General features: G+C 68.0%; 14 protein-coding genes and 2 pseudogenes. 9 read left to right on the top strand and 7 right to left on the bottom strand.

All coding sequences use genetic code 11. The features are described 5' to 3' along the window. Positions 1-1,485: pseudogene (locus SKC42_RS19740) on the top strand (PE family protein); the annotation flags it as partial. 75 nt (positions 1,486-1,560) lie between these two features. Beyond that, a pseudogene (locus SKC42_RS19735) lies at positions 1,561-1,878 on the top strand (MerR family transcriptional regulator); the annotation flags it as partial. Between the two features lie 4 nt (positions 1,879-1,882). Here SKC42_RS19735 and SKC42_RS19730 read toward each other — a convergent pair. Then, a complete protein-coding gene (locus tag SKC42_RS19730) occupies positions 1,883-2,899 on the bottom strand; it encodes an acyl-ACP desaturase (RefSeq protein ID WP_330965953.1) in 1,017 nt (338 codons plus the stop codon). Between the two features lie 159 nt (positions 2,900-3,058). Then, positions 3,059-4,408 (bottom strand): salicylate synthase, encoded by a 1,350-nt coding sequence (locus SKC42_RS19725; RefSeq protein ID WP_330965952.1) that lies wholly within the window; start codon positions 4,406-4,408, stop codon positions 3,059-3,061. Positions 4,409-4,900: 492 nt separating this feature from the next. On the opposite strand from SKC42_RS19725, the gene SKC42_RS19720 reads away from it, so the two are divergent. Further along, complete coding sequence (locus SKC42_RS19720) at positions 4,901-6,136, top strand: sodium-dependent bicarbonate transport family permease (protein WP_330965951.1); 1,236 nt, start codon at positions 4,901-4,903, stop codon at positions 6,134-6,136. A 223-nt stretch (positions 6,137-6,359) separates the two neighbouring features. Further along, complete coding sequence (locus SKC42_RS19715) at positions 6,360-7,586, top strand: sodium-dependent bicarbonate transport family permease (protein ID WP_330965950.1); 1,227 nt, start codon at positions 6,360-6,362, stop codon at positions 7,584-7,586. A 13-nt stretch (positions 7,587-7,599) separates the two neighbouring features. Here SKC42_RS19715 and hemW read toward each other — a convergent pair whose 3' ends face one another. Continuing rightward, a complete protein-coding gene (hemW, locus tag SKC42_RS19710) occupies positions 7,600-8,772 on the bottom strand; it encodes a radical SAM family heme chaperone HemW (RefSeq protein ID WP_330965949.1) in 1,173 nt (390 codons plus the stop codon). A gap of 156 nt (positions 8,773-8,928) precedes the next feature. Between hemW and SKC42_RS27805 the strand changes: the two genes are divergently transcribed. The 5 genes from SKC42_RS27805 (at position 8,929) to SKC42_RS19690 (ending at position 13,744) form a co-directional block, all read left to right on the top strand. Further along, a complete protein-coding gene (locus SKC42_RS27805) occupies positions 8,929-9,021 on the top strand; it encodes an Ms4527A family Cys-rich leader peptide (RefSeq protein ID WP_442932199.1) in 93 nt (30 codons plus the stop codon). A gap of 110 nt (positions 9,022-9,131) precedes the next feature. Further along, a complete protein-coding gene (locus SKC42_RS19705; protein WP_330965965.1) occupies positions 9,132-10,808 on the top strand; it encodes a nitrite/sulfite reductase in 1,677 nt (558 codons plus the stop codon). Further along, entirely contained in the window at positions 10,805-11,548 is a 744-nt protein-coding gene (locus SKC42_RS19700; RefSeq protein ID WP_330965948.1) for a phosphoadenylyl-sulfate reductase, read from the top strand. The genes SKC42_RS19705 and SKC42_RS19700 overlap by 4 nt, the downstream gene beginning before the upstream one ends. Beyond that, on the top strand, positions 11,527-12,264 hold the full coding sequence (locus SKC42_RS19695; protein ID WP_442932198.1) for a sirohydrochlorin chelatase: 738 nt from the start codon (positions 11,527-11,529) through the stop codon (positions 12,262-12,264). Before SKC42_RS19700 ends, SKC42_RS19695 begins: the two co-directional genes overlap by 22 nt. Positions 12,265-12,373: 109 nt before the next feature. Then, positions 12,374-13,744, top strand: coding sequence for an HNH endonuclease signature motif containing protein (locus SKC42_RS19690; protein WP_330965946.1), 1,371 nt, complete (start codon positions 12,374-12,376; stop codon positions 13,742-13,744). A 120-nt stretch (positions 13,745-13,864) separates the two neighbouring features. Here SKC42_RS19690 and SKC42_RS19685 read toward each other — a convergent pair whose 3' ends face one another. The 4 genes from SKC42_RS19685 to SKC42_RS19670 are packed head-to-tail and all read right to left on the bottom strand — an operon-like array spanning position 13,865 to position 17,699. Further along, positions 13,865-14,950, bottom strand: coding sequence for a sulfate/molybdate ABC transporter ATP-binding protein (locus tag SKC42_RS19685; protein WP_330965945.1), 1,086 nt, complete (start codon positions 14,948-14,950; stop codon positions 13,865-13,867). A 21-nt stretch (positions 14,951-14,971) separates the two neighbouring features. Continuing rightward, a complete protein-coding gene (gene cysW / locus SKC42_RS19680) occupies positions 14,972-15,784 on the bottom strand; it encodes a sulfate ABC transporter permease subunit CysW (protein WP_330965944.1) in 813 nt (270 codons plus the stop codon). Further along, positions 15,781-16,647 (bottom strand): sulfate ABC transporter permease subunit CysT, encoded by an 867-nt coding sequence (cysT, locus tag SKC42_RS19675; RefSeq protein ID WP_330965943.1) that lies wholly within the window; start codon positions 16,645-16,647, stop codon positions 15,781-15,783. The genes cysW and cysT overlap by 4 nt, the downstream gene beginning before the upstream one ends. Continuing rightward, complete coding sequence (locus tag SKC42_RS19670) at positions 16,644-17,699, bottom strand: sulfate ABC transporter substrate-binding protein (protein ID WP_330965964.1); 1,056 nt, start codon at positions 17,697-17,699, stop codon at positions 16,644-16,646. The genes cysT and SKC42_RS19670 overlap by 4 nt, the downstream gene beginning before the upstream one ends. Positions 17,700-17,795 lie beyond the last annotated feature (96 nt).

The following is a 17,795-nucleotide window of genomic DNA, read 5'->3' as shown; positions in this document are numbered from 1 at the left end:
CAAGGCGGCACCGGATTCACCGACACCACCATCGGCTCCACCGACGCCACCGCCGGCGGTGTCGGCGGCAACGGCGGCACCGCCGGAGCAGGCGGCGCAGCCGGCACCGGAGCCGGCACCGCCGGCGCGACCGGCAACGCCGGCATTGGTGGCGCCGGTGGACAAGGCGGCACCGGCGGAAACGGCGCCCAAGGCGCTGCCAGCGTTGTCTCGAGTGCACCAGGCAACTCCGGCGGTAACGGCGGCGCCGGCGGCGCCGGCGGCATCGGCGGCTCCGCCGGCCTTGGTGGCACCAACGGCGCAGGCGGCACTGGCGGTGCCGGCGGTGTCGGCGGGCAAGGCGGCACCGGATTCACCGACACCACCATCGGCTCCACCGACGCCACCGCCGGCGGAATCGGCGGCAACGGCGGCACCGCCGGAGCAGGCGGCGCAGCCGGCACCGGCACCGGCACCGCCGGCGCGACCGGCAACGCCGGAACCGGCGGCACCGGCGGACAAGGCGGCACCGGCGGGAACGGCGCCCAAGGCGTCACCAGCACCAGCCCGGGTGTAGCCGGTGGTAGCGGCAGCAACGGCGCCTCCGGCGGCGCCGGCGGAATCGGCGGCAGCGGACTTAACGACACCGGCACCAACGGCAATGGCGGCACCGGCGGCCACGGCGGAGTAGGCGGCGCCGGCGGCACCGGCTTGGATGGCGCCACGGGAGTGGCGGGATCCAACGGCGGCACCGGCGGTGTCGGCGGTAGCGCCGGCGCAGGTGGTGCTGCCGGTACCGGAGGCACCGGCGGCAGTGCCGGCGACGCCGGCACTGGAGGCACCGGAGGCATAGGCGGCCACGGAGGCGCCGGCGGCACCGGCACAGCCGCCACGACTCCCGGTGGTACCGGCTCCGCGGGTGCGGCCGCCGGCAACGGAGGAGCCGGCGGCCAGGGCGGCAGCGGACTCAACGGCACCGGCACCAACGGCAACGGCGGCATCGGCGGCATCGGCGGCACCGGTGGTGCCGGCGGTGCCGGCGGTGACACTACGAACACAAATTTCCAATCTGGCGGCACCGGGGGTGCTGGCGCCGTCGGCGGCACGGGTGGTCGGGGCGGCGACGCCGGCGTCGGAGGTATTGGCGGCAACGGCGGTACAGGCGGCCTGGGCGGTAGCGCGGGCGCCGGTGGTGGCGGCGGCAACGGCGGGTACTTCGCCGCTGGCGGCACCGGCGGCACCGGCGGCACCGGCGGGGCCGGCGGCGTCGGCGGCACTGGCACGGGCAGCGGTATAGGCGGCGTCGGCGGCACCGGCGGAGGGGGAGCTCAAGGCGGCACGGGCGGTGCCGCGAATCACGGTGTCACGAGCGGCTCACCCGGCGGTCTGCCGGGTACCGGGTCCAACGGCTACGCCCCGTCCGGCAATATCGGAGGTGCCGGAGGTACCGGAGGTGCCGGAGGTACCGGAGGCGCCGGAGGCGCCGCCGGCCCTCCAACAAACTGAGCGCCGACGCGCCGACGCCGAGCTTCACAGCCGGATGATCGCCGGGTACTGGGCGCCCTACTTGGGGCGACTGGACGAAGCGTTTGCGTCGATTTCGACAAGCTGATCGGCCTGGACGAACAGATTGTCCCCGAGATCGACAAGATCAGCGACCTGCTGGTACGGGCCGGGGCTGAGCGCATCCTCGACCCCATCAAGCCCGGCCAGGCGCTGCCGGCCGATGCCGAGATCGCGGAGCTGATCACCATGCTGGTGCGGCTCCGCACGCAAGCGGTGGCCGCCACGCTCGCGTCATCGATCGAGTCGAACATCAAGTCGCTGGTCAGCCGAATCCTGTCCGATTACCTCGAGCGGTCGGCGGAACCGGAACCGCATCTGCGGCAGGTGAAGTGAACCGTCAGTGGCCGCTGAGCGTCAGCGTCCCCTCGGTCTTCAGCACCTTGCTCGCGGTGATCCGCTCCGTCCTGCGGGCCTCGCGCTCGATGTAGCGCTGCTTGGATTCCTCGAACTTGTCGCTCGCCGCCTCCAGCTCCTTGACCAGCACGGCCAGGTCGTCGCGCATCCGCGCGGCTTCGCCGGTGAAGTCCTCGCGCTCGAAGATGCGCCACTTGCGCAACACAGGCATGACCACCTCGTCCAGGTGTATCCGCGGGTCGTAGACGCCGCCGACGGCGATGATCACGGCCTTGCGGCGGAACTCGGGCACCGTGAAGCCGGGCATCTTGAAGTTGCGCAGGATCTTGTGCACCGACTTCATCGCCTGATTGGGGGCGATGTCCAGCCCGGCGCCGCTGACGTCGCGGTAGAAGATCATGTGCAGGTTCTCGTCGTGTGACACCCTGGCCATCAGCTGCTCCGCGATGGGGTCGTTCGAGAATTTGCCCGTATTGCGGTGCGAAACGCGGGTCGCCAGCTCCTGGAACGACACATACATCACCGAGTCGAAGAGGCTCTCAGCGAACATGTCCCCCTGGTGGTTCTGACCCGGGCTAAACCCTCTGGTCATTTGCTCGAGGCGGAGTTTCTCCAGTTCGACGGGGTCCACGGCGCGGGTCACCACCAGGTAGTCGCGCAGCGCCGTGCTGTGCCGGGCCTCCTCGGCCGTCCATCGATTCACCCAGTAACCCCATGGGCCATCCATGGTGAAGTTCATGGCGATCTCGCGGTGATACGACGGTAAGTTGTCCTCGGTCAACAGGTTTTGCACCATCGCTACCTGCGCGACGTCGGGAAGCCGAGTCTGACCGGGCTCCCAGTCCTGGCCGTCGAGGGCGTAGAAGTTCTTGCCGTCCGACCACGGGATGTAGTCGTGCGGGCTCCATTCCTTAAACATCTCGAGGTGGCGGTTGAGCAAGGTCTCCACCACGGGCTCGAGCTCGTGGAGTAGCTGCAGGTTGGTCAAGGACTTGGACACGTGGCGCTCCCAGCTATGTGTTCCGTTAGGTAACAGGCAATGTATCTGTGTCATCCGGTTACATAAAGCTGACACGCCCGGGCGCGCCGAAATAGGGCCGAAAGTCCCACGCGGGAAGAGTGGGCCGGTGGCGGCGGCCCGGTACGCCGTTTGACGGGGTCAGGCGCCGTCGCGGGCGACGAGATACGGCGCAAGGGTGGAGAGTTTTTCGCAGGTCTCCTCGAATTCGCGCTCCGGCCGCGACTCCTCGATGATGCCGGCGCCGGCCCGCAACCACGTCTCGCCGTCGCGTTCGTAGGCCGCCCGCAGCGTCAGCGCGGCATCCAGCCCACCGTCCGCCGAAAACGTCACGACCGCGCCCGAATACAGCCCGCGGGGCACCTCGTCCAGGCGCAGGATGGCCTCGACACCTTCCGCCTTCGGGATGCCCGACGCGGTGACGGCCGGAAACAGCGCCTCCAGGGCGTCCATCCGATCGCTCGACGGGTGCAGGCGCGCACTGACGGTCGAGCCCAGGTGCTGCACGCTGCCCCGCTCCCGGACCGTCATGAAATCGATGACGGCCGGCGTGCCCGGTTCGGCGACCTCGGTGATCTCCTCGAGGGAGCTGCGCACCGAAATAGCGTGCTCGACAATCTCTTTCGAGTCCGACTGCAGGTCGGCACGAGCCTGGCGGTCGTGCGTCGCGCCGCGGCCCAGGGCCCGCGTGCCGGCCAGCGGCTCGGTGACGACGGCGCCGTCGCCGCCCACGGCAGCGACCAACTCGGGGCTGTAGCCGACGGCGCGGATTGCGCCCAACCGCAACAGAAACGACCGCACCGGCGTGTTGTGCCGACGACCCAGCCGGTAGGTCGAAGGGAAGTCGAGCTCGAAGGGCACGCGGACGGAGCGCGACAGGATGACCTTGTGGTAGCCGCCGGCGGCGATCTCACGGACGGCCGTTGCGACCCGCTCTCGGTACCCCGACCGGTCGGCGCGGACGTCGACCGCGCGGGCGTCGCGCACATCGGGCACGCCGTCGGCAAGCAGTCTGAGCACCGCGTCGCGGTGGCCGACCGGCGCGTCCAGCATTCGAATCCCCCGGCGGCTCACCACGATACGGGTACGGGGCCAGAACACTCTGGCGAGCGGTGTGCGCGGCGCCAGCCGCTCCTGCAGCCCGAAGCGGTAGACGCCAAATTCGAAGGCGATCCAACCGAAGATCTGGTCGGTTTCCAGCAGCATCCGGTCGACGGCGTCGCCGAGGACCGGCCCTGGACGTCCGGACCACTGCTGGCGCCGCACGACACCGTCGCGAGTGACGCGGAGCTCGTCGCTGTCCAGTTCGACCATTGCGCGAACCCCGCTGGCGAGCACCCATTCGCCGTCGCGCTCGTAGAGCAGGTATTCCTCGCCCGACCGTTCGGGCAAGGCGGCCGCCAGCTGGGCTGCGAGGTCAGAAGGGTCGATGTGCGGTGGCAACGGGATAGCCGGTGGCGCGGAACTCGCTTCGACACTCAGCTGGGTCACGAAGTAAATGTAGCCTAACCTATGTTCCTGCGCGCGGGCGGGTGGCCATCCCCGCGAGGCCCGCCGAACCTGCCGTGCGAAGGCCGCACGAGGACAGTCTCGGCCCCCGGCATGTCCGGGTGCCGGTATCGAATTCGGGACCCACGGGTACAGGTGTGACAAATGCGCGTGGCCAGAATTGGGCGCCGGGTTTCCCCCGTTAAGTCGTCCGACACCAAACGTTATCCACACCCAGTACATTCACAGAAAAGTCACAGTACATCCGGACTTTGACCCCATTGCCCGCGCCGACCTGCGCCGCTGTGACGACGCTTTTTCGGCAGAGCGGCGGATCGCGCCGCCGGCGGGATGACCTGGGCGTTTCCCGGCTCATTTCGAGTGGCGACGCGGGGACGGCGGGATTAAATTTCTGCACGATCTCGGGATGTTCGCGGTTGCCACCCTTGCGGACGGTGCTTCCCCTGATCAACGGATCACTGAGAGAGGCACCAAATGCTGCAAGAGTTCTGGCAGAACTTCACCCACAACCTGTTCAAGCCGCTGCTGTTGTTCTTCTACTTCGGATTCCTCATCCCGGTCCTCAAGGTCCGGTTCGAGTTCCCGTATGTGATCTATCAGGGCCTCACCATGTACCTGCTGCTGGCCATCGGCTGGCACGGCGGCGAGGAGCTCGCCAAGATCAGCTCCGGCATCTGGGTGATCGTCGGATTCATGGTGCTGGGGTTTGTTCTCAACTTCCTCATCGGCGGCCTTGCCTACCTGCTGCTGGGCTGGTTGACGTCCCTACGCAGAATCGACCGGGCGACCGTCGCCGGTTATTACGGCTCGGATTCGGCCGGCACGTTCGCCACCTGCGTGGCCGTCCTGGCCGCCGTGAACGTCGCCTTCAACGCCTATATGCCGGTCATGCTGGCCGTCATGGAGATTCCCGGCTGTCTCGTCGCGCTGTATCTGGTTGCGCGACTTCGCCATCGCGGCGTCGACGCGGCGGGGAACATGGCCGACGAGCCCGGCTACATTGCGCCGATGAAGGCCGCGGTCGGGCCGGGCACGGCGGCACGCCCCCCGCACGGCCAGAGCCTGGAGGCGGCCGAAAACGAGCGCGCGGTCGACCAGGAGCTGGAGCTCTCGCTGGAAAAGCTGGAGCACCCCGACTGGGAGCCCGGTCCCAGCGCCCCTCGCGCCAAGGGCAAGCGGCCTCCCCTCTTCTCCCGCGAGCTCTTCCAGGAGGTGTTCCTCAACCCCGGGCTCGTCCTGCTGATCGGCGGCATCATCATCGGCCTGGTCAGCGGCCTGCAGGGGCAGAAGGTGGTCGCGGACGACGACAAGTTCTTCGTGCTGGCGTTCCAGGGCGTCCTGTGCTTGTTCCTCCTCGAGATGGGCATGACGGCCTCCCGCAAGCTGAAGGACCTCAGGACGGCCGGCCCCGGGTTCATCTTCTTCGGCCTGCTGGCGCCGAATATCTTTGCGCCGCTGGGTATCATCGTCGCGCACATCTACTCGTCGCTCGCCCACGCCGACTTCAAGCCCGGAACCTATGTGTTGTTCGCGGTGCTCTGCGGTGCGGCGTCGTACATCGCGGTGCCGGCGGTGCAGCGACTGGCGATCCCCGAGGCGAGCCCGACGCTGCCCTTGGCCGCATCGCTGGGCTTGACGTTCTCCTACAACGTCACCATCGGCATCCCGTTGTACATCGAGATCAACCGCTTGGTCGCCCACTGGTTCTAACGCGGCGCGCCGCAGCATTTCCCGACCGACAACTGGCCCGCGATCCCTATCGCGGGCCAGTTGCATGTCGAGACGGCGCGGCTTCCGACCCGCGGTTGTTAACAATGCGTAAAAGCGGGTTGACTCGACTCAGCTAAGTCCGCAATGTTTATGGGTGCTCGTGGACGCCCCGCATCGGCCGCTGTTTCCCTCGTAGCCGAACTGAATCGCCGGGAGGCACGCAGTGCTCAACGAGTTCTGGCAGAACTTCACGCACAACCTGTTCAAGCCGCTCCTGCTCTTCTTCTACTTTGGGTTCCTCATCCCGATCCTGAAGGTTCGATTCGAGTTTCCCTACGTCATCTACCAGGGCCTGACGATGTACCTGCTGGTCGCCATCGGCTGGCAGGGCGGCGAAGAACTGGCCAAGATCAAACCGGCCGACATCGATAACATCGCCGGCTTCGTGGCGCTCGGCTTCGTGCTGAACCTCGTCATCGGCGGCCTCACGTACTTTTTGCTGAAAGTCCTGACGCCGATGCGGCGGGTCGACAGGGCAACGGTCGCCGGCTACTACGGCTCGGACTCGGCGGGCACGTTCGCCACCTGTGTGGCGTTCCTCACGGCCGTCCACATCGCCTTCGACGCCTACATGCCGGTCGCGCTGGCGTTCATGGAGATTCCCGGCTGCCTAGTGGCGCTCTACCTGGTGGCCCGGCTGCGCCACCGCGGGATGGACGAGGCCGGGTTCATGCCGGACGAGCCCGGCTACACGGCTCCCGGCAGGGCCGGCCCCGGCGCCGCCGCCCGGCTGGGGAACACGGAAAGCGTGGACGACCCCGGCGAGCGCGGGATCGAGGAGGAACTCGAACTCTCGCTGGAGAAGACCGAACACCCGCAGCGGTACGACGAGCCGCGCATGCGCACCAAGGCACCGCTGCTCAGCCGGGCGATCTTTCAGGAAGTCTTCCTCAACCCCGGGCTCATCCTCCTCGTCGGCGGCATAGTCATCGGCTTCATCAGCGCACTGCAGGGACAGAAGGTGGTGCACGACCAGAACGAGCTGTTCGTCGCGGCGTTCCAGGGCGTGCTGTGCCTATTCCTGCTGGAGATGGGGATGACGGCGTCGCGCAAGCTGCCGGACCTCAGGTCCGCCGGCGGCGGGTTCATCTTCTTCGGGCTGCTCGCGCCCAACCTATTCGGGGCGTTGGGCATCCTGGCCGCGTACGCCTATGCGTACCTCACCGACACACACTTTCAGCCGGGCACCTATGTGTTGTTCGCAGTGCTGTGCGGCGCGGCGTCCTACATCACGGTGCCGGCGGTGCAGCGGCTGGGAATTCCGGAGGCAAGCCCCACGCTGCCGCTGGCGGCGTCGCTGGGCCTGACGTTCTCGTTCACCGTCACCGTGGGAATCCCGCTCTACATCGAGTTCAACCGCGTTGTCGCGCAGTGGTTTCCCGGGACCTGACGGGCCCTGGGAGTTATCCAAGCAGGGTACGTACCACGCCGTCGGCCAACAGCCGGCCGCGCGGGGTGAGCACCAGCCGATCGCCGTGCGCCAGCAGCAGCCCGTCGGCTATCACGGACTGAGCGCGCTCGCGCTCGTCGGCATCCAGCCGGCTCAACGGAAGCCCTTCGCGCAGGCGGATTCCCAACAACACGTTCTCGGTGTGCGAGGCCTCGGCGTCCAGCTGCTCGAAACCCGCCGCCGGCAGGGCCGAGTCGGCGAGCAGCTGCGCGTAGGTGTTGGGGTGCTTGGCATTCCACCAACGCGTCGTCCCGACATAGCCGTGCGCGCCCGGCCCTGCCCCCCACCACTGACCGCCGTTCCAGTAACCGAGGTTGTGCCGGCACTCCCCGCCCGGACGCGACCAGTTCGACACCTCGTACCAATGCATCCCGCCTTCGGCCAGTCGGGCGTCCACCAGCTCGTAGCGGTGCGCCAGCACGTCGTCGTCCGGTGCGGCCAGCTCACCACGGCGAACCCGCCGCGCCAGCGCGGTGCCCTCCTCGACGACGAGGGCGTACGCGGACACGTGGTCGACACCGGTTTCCACCGCGGTGTCGACGGACCGCAGCAGGTCGTCGTCGGACTCCCCCGGCGTCCCGTAGATGAGGTCCAGACTGACGTGTTCGAAACCCGCCTCCAGCGCCTCGCGGGCCGACGCCGCCGAGCGGTTCGGCGTGTGGATCCGGTCGAGAACCCCCAACACCCGCGGCGAGACCGACTGCATGCCGAGCGACACCCGCGTGTATCCGGCCCCGCGAATCGCCTCGAAGAAATCGGGCCAGGCCGACTCCGGGTTGGCCTCCGTGGTGATTTCGGCGTCGGGTGCCAGCGGGAAGTTCTCGCGCACCATGCTCAACAGGGTGGCGACGCGCTGGCCGCCCAGCAGCGACGGCGTGCCCCCGCCGACGAACACCGTGTCCACCGTCGGCCCCCCGAGCCTCGCGGCCGCCAGCTCCAGCTCGGTCCGCAACGCGAGCATCCAGGCGTCCGGGTTCACCCCGCCCAGCTCGGCTGGCGTGTAGGTGTTGAAGTCGCAGTAGCCGCAGCGGGTGATGCAGAACGGGACATGCAGGTACAACCCGAACGGCCGCCCCGGAGTCGGTTCCAGCGCGGGCAACTCGACCGGGGCCTCGCTAAGGGTCATGCCAAATGATCCCACGGCCCGCGGCATGGCCACCTTGCCAGCCAATTATCGGCTTTGTCTGCCTGATTACCCAGCTTTGCTACGTATTTTCGATCATCATGAGGAGAAGTTTGACCTGGTGGCGCGGCCGCCGCGCATCCATGGCAGAATGGTCGCGTGGTCGTCGCCCAGTCCAGTCTGCGTATTGCGCTCGTGACCCGGCGGCACATCGATCTCAAGCGTGTCTGCAGCTGTTGCTGTCTGCCTTGATCTCGTAGACCCGCCCACCCGTACGTCCAAGCTGGCGAGGATCTGCGCCGCCGATGGGTACCGGTGCGTCGCGCGTCCAGGCCTGCAACGCCGACAAGGAGACCTTCCTAATGACCGCAGCCCGCCCCGCTCGGGCCCAGAATGCGCGCAATGAGGGCCAGTGGGCCCTGGGAAATCGCGAGCCGCTCAACCCCAACGAGGAGATGAAGCAGGCCGGCGCACCGCTTGACGTGCGCGAACGGATCGAAACCGTCTACGCCAGGGACGGATTCGACAGCATCGACAAATCGGACCTGCGCGGCCGGTTCCGCTGGTGGGGCCTCTACACGCAGCGCGAGCAGGGCTACGACGGCTCGTTCACCGGCGACGAGAACGCCGATCTGCTCGAAGCGAAGTACTTCATGATGCGGGTTCGCTGCGACGGCGGCGCCCTCTCGGCGACCGCCCTGCGCACCCTCGGGCAGATCTCGACCGAGTTCGGCCGCGACACCGCGGACATCTCGGACCGCGAAAACGTGCAGTACCACTGGATCGAGGTGGAGAACGTCCCGGAGATCTGGCGGCGCCTCGACGAAGTGGGCCTGCAAACCGCCGAAGCCTGCGGCGACTGCCCGCGTGTGATCTTGGGCTCACCCTTGGCCGGCGAGTCGCTGGACGAGGTGCTCGACCCCACCTGGGCGATCGACGAGATCGTCCGCCGCTACATCGGCAAGCCCGACTTCGCCGACCTGCCGCGCAAGTACAAGACCGCCATCTCCGGGTTGCAGGACGTGGTGCACGAGGTCAACGACATCGCGTTCATCGGCGTCAACCATCCCGAGCACGGCCCGGGGCTGGACCTGTGGGTCGGCGGTGGCCTCTCCACCAACCCGATGCTCGGCCAGCGGGTCGGCGCCTGGGTGCCGCTGGACGAGGTGCCTGAGGTGTGGGCGGCGGTGACGTCGATCTTCCGCGACTACGGCTACCGACGGCTGCGGGCCAAGGCGCGACTGAAGTTCCTGATCAAGGACTGGGGCGTAGAAAAATTCCGCGAAGTCCTCGAGACCGAGTACCTCAAGCGCCCACTGATCGACGGCCCGGCCCCCGAGCCCGTCAAGCACCCAATCGACCACGTCGGGGTGCAGCGCATCAAGAACGGGCTCAACGCCATCGGGGCCGCACCGATCGCCGGCCGGGTGTCGGGCACGATCTTGTCGGCGGTCGCCGACCTGGCCGAGCGGGCCGGTTCGAACCGAATCCGGTTCACCCCCTACCAGAAGCTGGTCATCCTCGACATCGCCGACGACAAGGTCGACGAGGTGGTCGCCGGCCTGGAGGCCCTGGGCCTGCACACCAAGCCGTCGCAGTGGCGGCGAAACTTGATGGCCTGCAGCGGCATCGAATACTGCAAGCTCTCGTTCGCCGAAACGCGCGTCCGGGCGCAGACTTTGGTCCCCGAGCTTGAGCGCCGGCTGGCGGACATCAATTCCGAGCTGGACGTGCCGGTCACCGTCAACATCAACGGCTGCCCGAACTCGTGTGCGCGAATTCAGGTCGCCGACATCGGTTTCAAGGGCCAGATGGTGGACGACGGCGAGGGCGGGTCGGTGGAAGGGTTCCAGGTCCACCTGGGCGGCAGCCTCGGCCTGGACAGCGGCTTCGGCCGAAAACTTCGCCAGCACAAGGTAACGAGCGACGAGCTGGGCGACTACATCGAGCGAGTGGTCCGAAACTTTGTCAAGCACCGCAGCGACGGTGAACGCTTCGCCCAGTGGGCCCTGCGGGCCGGGGAGGACGATCTGCGATGACGGGAACGGCAACGAAGTATACCGAAGCGGAACTGCGCGAACTTGCCGCCAAGGGCGCGGCGGAGTTGGACGGCGCCAGCGCGTCGGACCTGTTGCGTTGGACCGATGAGCATTTCGGCGGCGTCAACGGCCCACGCGGGTGGGCGACGTGCAATTACGTCGTCGCGTCCAGCATGCAGGAGGCGGTGCTGATCGACCTGGCGGCCAAGGTGCGCCCGGGCGTGCCAGTGATGTTCCTGGACACCGGTTATCACTTTGTGGAGACCATCGGCACCAGGGACGCCATCGAGTCCGTCTATGACATCCGGGTCGTCAACGTCACCCCCGAGCGCACGGTTGCCGAACAGGACAAGCTCCTGGGCAAGGATCTGTTCGCCCGGAACCCGAGTGAGTGCTGTCGGATACGAAAGGTCGAGCCGCTGGGCAGGGCGCTGCGCGGCTATTCGGCCTGGGTGACCGGGCTGCGCCGGGCCGACTCGCCGACTCGCGCGAACGCCCCCCTGGTCAGCTTCGACGAGGGGTTCAAGCTCGTGAAGGTCAACCCGCTGGCGACCTGGTCCGACGAGGACATGCAAACCTATATCGAAGAGCACGACGTGCTGGTGAATCCGCTTGTCTACGAAGGCTATCCGTCGATCGGCTGCGCTCCCTGCACGGCCAAGCCCATCGACGGCGCCGACCCGCGTAGCGGTCGTTGGCAGGGGCTGGCCAAGACCGAATGCGGGCTGCACGCGTCGTGACCGCCCTTGTCCTGACCGCCCACGGAAGCAAGGACCCGCGGTCGGCGGCCAACGCGCGCGCAGTCGCCGACCGGCTGGCCCTCATGCGTCCGGGTCTGGACGTGCGGCTGGCGTTCTGCGAGTTGAACGCCCCGAGCCTCGGGCAGGTTCTCGACGGCCTGGCCGGCACCCGGCGAGCCGTGGTCACTCCCCTGCTGCTGGCGAATGCCTACCACGCCCGCGTCGACATCCCGCGGCAGATCGACGCGTGCGCGGCGGCCGAGCGGGTGCGGTTGGCGCCCGTCCTCGGTGAGGACGAGCGGCTGGTTTCGGTGCTGCGCCAGCGCGTGATGGAGCTGGGGGCGTCCCGCCTCGACGACACGCTGGGCGTGCTCATCGTGTCGATCGGGTCATCCGATTCCACGGCCAACGCGCGCACTCGGCAGGTCGCGCCCCGGCTGCTCGAGAGCACCCGGTGGGTTGCCGCGACGACCGCGTTCGCCACCCGTCCGCAACCGTCGCTCGCCGACGCCGTCGACGCGCTGCGTGCGCGCGGCGCCCGACGGGTGGTCGTCGCGCCGTGGTTTCTGGCGCCGGGGCTCCTGCCCGACCGCGTGCGGCGCTTCGCGGATTCCGCCGGGCTCGAGATGGCGGCGCCGCTGGGCGCGCACCGGCTGGTGGCGGAGACAGTGCTGAGCCGATTCGATCAGGCGGCAGCCGAACGCATCGCCGCCTGAGGGGTTCGCGCCACCAACTTCCGGCCGGCTCGAAGAAACTTCCGTATCACCTGGCCCAGCGGTCACAGACCGGCCGTTTCTGTCGGCGTCTGCGGCTAGGGTTTCGAACATGGGTTCGAGTGATCGGGACGAGATCGAGGCGGATATCGCCGCGCTGCAATCCGCGGTCTCACGCATCCTGGAGCACTCCTACGACGCCCTGACCTGCCCGGAGCGGTTGACGCTGTTGGCGCGCCTGGAGGTGGAGGGCCGCCGGTTACGGGTGCCGGGCCATCAGCTGCTCAACCAGCTCGCCGAGCAGGCAGACCCCGAACAACTCGGCGGCCGGCTACCCCAGGTGGTGGCCGACCGGCTGGGCCTGACCCGGGCCGAGGCCAACCGGCGGGTGGCCGAGGCCGCCGACCTCGGCCCGCGCCGCGCCTTGACCGGCCAACCCCTACCACCGCTGTTGACCGGGACCGCGGCCGCCGAACGCGACGGCCGCCTGGGCCCCGCCCACATCCGCATCATCCGCCGCTTCGTCCACCAGCTGCCCACCACCATCGACGTCGGCACCCGCGAATGCGCCGAAGCCCACCTAGCCCGGCTAGCCACCGCGTTTCGGCCCGACCACCTCGCCGGCCTGGCCGATGCCCTGACCGACTGCCTCAATCCCGACGGCACCTACACCGACACCGACCGCGCCCGCCGCCGCAGCCTGACCCTGGGCCGCCAAGGCCCCGACGGCATGTCCGAACTCCGCGCCCTGCTGACCCCCGAGGCGCGGGCCACCCTGGAAGCCGTGCTGGCCAAACTCGCCGCCCCCGGCCAGTGCAACCCCGACGACGAGCAGCCCGTCATCGACGGCCCCGCCGACCAGGACACCGCCCGCCGCGATACCCGCAGCGCCGCCCAACGCCACCACGACGCCCTCAACACCGCCCTGCGAGCCTTGCTCGCCTCCGGCAAACTCGGCCAACACAACGGATTGCCGGCCACCATCATCATCACCACCACCCTGGCCGACCTGCAGTCGGCCACCGGCACCGGACGCACCGGCGGCGGATCACGGCTACCCATCAGCGACGTCATCCGCCTGGCCCGCCACGCCTATCACTATCTGGCCGTGTTCGACGACGCCAAACCTTTGGCGCTCTACCACACCAAACGGCTGGCCTCACCCGGCCAACGCCTCATCCTCTACGCCAAAGACCGCGGCTGCACCGCACCAGGCTGCGACCAACCCGGCTACTACTGCGAAGTCCACCACGTCACCGACTGGGCCACCACCCACACCACCAACATCAACCAGCTCACCTTCGCCTGCCGACCCCACCACCGCCTCCTCGACCACGGCTACACCACCCGCAAACACCCCAACGGCACCACCCAATGGATCCCCCCACCCCACCAAGACCACGGCCAACCCCGCACCAACACCCACCACCACCCCGAAAAACTCCTCAGCCCCAAAGACGACGAGGACGACGAAGCTCCGTGAGCGGCAACGGGTTCAACGGGTTTCAACCATCGACCGCCGCGCCAGCCGGGAACTTGTTGAGGACGGGCCAGCCGCGGCGCAGGAAACTGACGATCCGCTTCCGGACATCGGGCAAGGGCATCAAGCCGACGTCAGCGTGTCCTGATCCTCGTTCGTCCCGTCGGCGCCGCCGTCACGGGGAAGCACCACGTCGCTGGGCAGCGGCGGCACCCGGGTGGCCCGCACGTACACGGTGTCGCCGTCGCGCAGGGCCAATGCCTCGGCGTCGCCGCGGGTGATCTCGGCGGTGAACGGCCGCTTGGTGGCCGCGCTCGTCAGCTCGACGCGCACCTCGAACCCCAACGCGACCACCCGGTCGACGGTGGCCCGCACGACCCCGATCGACTCGGCGGTGCCGTCGCCCCCGGCGACGGCCATATCAGGCTTGCGGCCCACCCGAATGTCGTGCGGGCGCACCAAGGCGCCGTTGAGCTCGGAGACCGCACCCAGAAACGACATCACGAACGTGCTGGCCGGCGAGTCGTAAACCTCGGTGGGCGAGCCGATCTGCTCGATGCGCCCCTTGTTGAGCACCGCGATCCGATCGGCCACATCCAACGCCTCGGCCTGGTCGTGGGTCACCAGCACCGTGGTCACATGCACCTCGTCATGCAGCCGCCGCAACCACGCCCGCAAGTCCTCCCGCACCTTGGCGTCCAAGGCGCCGAACGGCTCGTCGAGCAACAACACCTGCGGATCGACCGCCATCGCCCGCGCCAACGCCATCCGCTGACGCTGCCCACCAGAGAGCTGATTGGGATAGCGCCGCTGAAACCCGCTCAACCCCACGACTTCCAGCAACTCGTCCACCTTGGCCTTGACCTCGGCCTTGGGTCGCTTGCGGATCTTCAAGCCGTAGGCCACGTTGTCGCGCACCGTCAGATGCTTGAATGCCGCATAGTGCTGGAACACAAACCCAATCCCGCGCCGCTGCGGCGGCACCCGGGTCACATCCTGACCGTTGATGGTCACCGTCCCGCTATCGGGCTGATCCAGCCCCGCGATCGCCCGCAACAACGTCGACTTACCCGAACCACTCGGCCCCAGCAGCGCCGTCAACGAACCCGTCGGCACCACAAAATCCACATGATCCAGCGCCACGAAGTCCCCGTAATGCTTATAGGCATCACGCACCACGATGGCCGGGGGTGCTTTGGTTTCGGTCATCCGCGAATCTCCTTGTCAGGCCTACTTGGTCGCCCGTGCCCGGCGGGCATCCAGCACCACTTGGAAGATGAGGACCAGCACGGCGACACCCATGAGCAGGGTCGAAAGCGCATAAGCGCCGTACTCGGCGCCGCGGTTGTAGCGGTCCGAGACGAGCAGGGTCAGCGTCTGCGACTTGCCGGGGAGGTTGGACGACACGATGGTCACCGCGCCGTATTCACCGAGGGTGCGCGCGACGGTCAGGACGATGCCGTAGGTCAGCCCCCACCGGATCGACGGCAGCGTGATGCGCCAAAAGGTCTGCCACCAACTCGAACCCAGCGTGGCCGCCGCCTCCTCCTGGTCAATGCCCAGCTCGTGCAGCACCGGCTCGACCTCGCGCACCACGAAGGGCAGGGTGACGAAGATGCTGGCCAGCACGATGCCCGGCAGGCCGAAGATGATCTTGAGCCCCAGGTCTTTCTCCACGAAGCCGAACGCGCCGGCCGCTCCCCAGAGCAGGATCAGGGCCACGCCCACGACGACGGGCGAGACCGCGAACGGCAGGTCGATGATCGCCTGCAGCGCGCCCTTGCCTCGAAATCGGTTGCGGGCCAGCACCAAAGCGGTGGGGATGCCGAACAACACGTTCAAGGGCACCACGATCGCCACCACCAGCAGGGTGAGATCCAGTGCCGATTGCGCGGCCGGTGTGGTCACCCAGTCGACGAACTGGCCGAGCCCGGGCCGGAAGGTCCTCCAGAGGATCAGTGAGACCGGTAATACGAGCAACACGAAAAGGTATGCGAGCGCGACGAACCGGAGGAGGTACCGGACCCGGACGGACGACGTCATGCGGCCAGCTCCTCACGTTTGGCGGCCCGCCCGCCCACGATCCGTAGGATGAACAACACCACGAAGGAGATGGCGAGCAGCACGATCGAGATCGCGGCGGCGCCGGTGCGGTCGTCGTTCTCGATCAACGTCCGTATCCACTGCGACGACACCTCGGTCTTGCCCGGCACCGCGCCACCGATCAACACCACCGAACCGAATTCGCCGATCGCCCGTGAGAAGGCCAGGCCCGCGCCGGACAACAACGACGGCAACAGCGACGGCAGCACCACCGAGGTGAAGATCTTGGGGCCGCTGGCACCGAGCGACGCCGCGGCTTCCTCGGTCTCGTGATCGATTTCCAGCAGGACCGGCTGAACCGCGCGCACCACAAACGGCAGCGTCACGAACGCGAGCGCCACCGCCACGCCCCAGGCGGTGTGCTGTAGGTGCAAGCCGACCGGGCTGTTGTTCCCGTACAGCGCGAGCATCACCAGGCTCGCGACGATGGTCGGCAGCGCGAATGGCAGGTCGATGATCGCGTCGACGACCCGCTTGCCGAAGAAGTCGTCGCGCACCAGGACCCAGGCGATCAGCAGGCCGAACACCAGGTTCACGGCCGTTACCCCGGCGGAGATGATGAGGGTCACCCGAAACGACTCCAGCGCGGCGTTCGAGGTGACCGCGAGCCAGAACGCCTGCCAGCCCGCACCCGCCGCCTGCCAGGCGATGGCCGCCAGCGGCAGCAACACGATCACCGACAACCACAACGTCGCGACGCCCAGCCGCAGCGGCGTGGCGCCGAGCCGGTGCGGCTGGTGCGCGCCGGCTGGATTTAGCTCCGGGCGAATCGCCTGGGGGTCAGGGGTGACCGCGGCGGTCATCCGGTGGCCTGCGTGTAGATCTTGGTGATGCTGCCGGTGCTCTTGTCGAACAACTGGGGATCCACGGCCGCCCAGCCGCCCAAGTCGGCGATCGTCCACAGTTTCGCCGGCGATGGATACTGGTCGCGGAACTCGGCGGCCACCGCGGGGTCGACCGGGCGGAAACCGGCCCGGGCCCAAACCTCTTGCGCCGCAGCGGTGTACTGGAAGTTCTTGAACGCCACGGCGGCGTCCAGGTGCGGGCTGGTGTTCACCACCGCCACGGGGTTCTCGATCTTGAAGGTCTGCGGGGGATTGTTGTGTTCGACCGGCTTGCCCGCCCGCTCGGTGGCGATCGCCTCGTTCTCGTAGCTGATCAGCACGTCACCGCTGCCCTGAACGAAGACATCGGTGGCCTCCCGCCCCGATCCCGGCCGCAATTTCACGTGTTCGCGCACCAACTTGTTGATGAAGTCGACGCCGGCCTGGCTGTTGCTGCCGCCCTGGCTCTTGACGGCATACGGCGCCAGCAGATTCCATTTGGCCGATCCCGAACTCAGCGGGCTGGGCGTGATCACCTCGACGCCCGGCCGCAGCAGGTCGTCCCAGTCCCTGATGTTCTTCGGATTTCCCTTGCGCACCACGAGCGACACCACCGACCCGAATGGGATTCCCTTGGTGGCGTCGGTGTTCCAGTCCTTCGACACCTTGCCGGCCTTGATCAGTCGGGTGATGTCCGGCTCGACCGAGAAGTTCACGACGTCGGCCGGCTTGCCGTCGACGACCCCGCGCGACTGGTCGCCGGATGCCCCATAGGACGTGACCACCTGCACACCCTTGCCTTGGTCGGAGGCGGTGAACGCCGGAATCACCTTGCTCCAACCGGGTTCCGGGACGGAGTACGCGACGAGGGTGATGCTGGTGCGGGCGCCGCCCGGCCCGCCGCCACCGACCACGTCGCTGGGTCCGGGGTTGCATGCGGCCAGGACGGCGGTCGTCAGCGCGAGCGCGGCTACCGGCCGGACCCTGCGCGGTTTGAGCCCGCTGTCGTTGAGCCCGCTGTTGTTGAGCATTGTGGCCTTCCAGTGCGAGACGGATTTGGTCCCGTTGTTGCGGAACGGCACTGGAAACGCGACGAGAATCAACCAACTCCACACCAGACCGCGCAC

Origin of the sequence: Mycobacterium sp. 050134 (assembly GCF_036409085.1) — a bacterium.
Lineage (GTDB): Bacteria > Actinomycetota > Actinomycetes > Mycobacteriales > Mycobacteriaceae > Mycobacterium.
The sequence above is the reverse complement of the archived record's forward strand: the minus strand, read 5'-3'. Positions and strand labels throughout refer to the sequence as shown.

Bases quoted from the DNA above. Each gene is read 5' to 3' on its own strand.
- SKC42_RS19720 (WP_330965951.1), top strand. From the start codon at position 4,901: ATGCTGCAAGAGTTCTGGCAGAACTTCACCCACAACCTGTTCAAGCCG.
- SKC42_RS19690 (WP_330965946.1), top strand. From the start codon at position 12,374: ATGGGTTCGAGTGATCGGGACGAGATCGAGGCGGATATCGCCGCGCTG.
- hemW (WP_330965949.1), bottom strand. From the start codon at position 8,772: ATGACCCTTAGCGAGGCCCCGGTCGAGTTGCCCGCGCTGGAACCGACT.
- SKC42_RS19705 (WP_330965965.1), top strand. From the start codon at position 9,132: ATGACCGCAGCCCGCCCCGCTCGGGCCCAGAATGCGCGCAATGAGGGC.
- cysW (WP_330965944.1), bottom strand. From the start codon at position 15,784: ATGACGTCGTCCGTCCGGGTCCGGTACCTCCTCCGGTTCGTCGCGCTC.
- SKC42_RS19700 (WP_330965948.1), top strand. From the start codon at position 10,805: ATGACGGGAACGGCAACGAAGTATACCGAAGCGGAACTGCGCGAACTT.
- cysT (WP_330965943.1), bottom strand. From the start codon at position 16,647: ATGACCGCCGCGGTCACCCCTGACCCCCAGGCGATTCGCCCGGAGCTA.
- SKC42_RS19695 (WP_442932198.1), top strand. From the start codon at position 11,527: ATGCGGGCTGCACGCGTCGTGACCGCCCTTGTCCTGACCGCCCACGGA.
- SKC42_RS19685 (WP_330965945.1), bottom strand. From the start codon at position 14,950: ATGACCGAAACCAAAGCACCCCCGGCCATCGTGGTGCGTGATGCCTAT.
- SKC42_RS19670 (WP_330965964.1), bottom strand. From the start codon at position 17,699: ATGCTCAACAACAGCGGGCTCAACGACAGCGGGCTCAAACCGCGCAGG.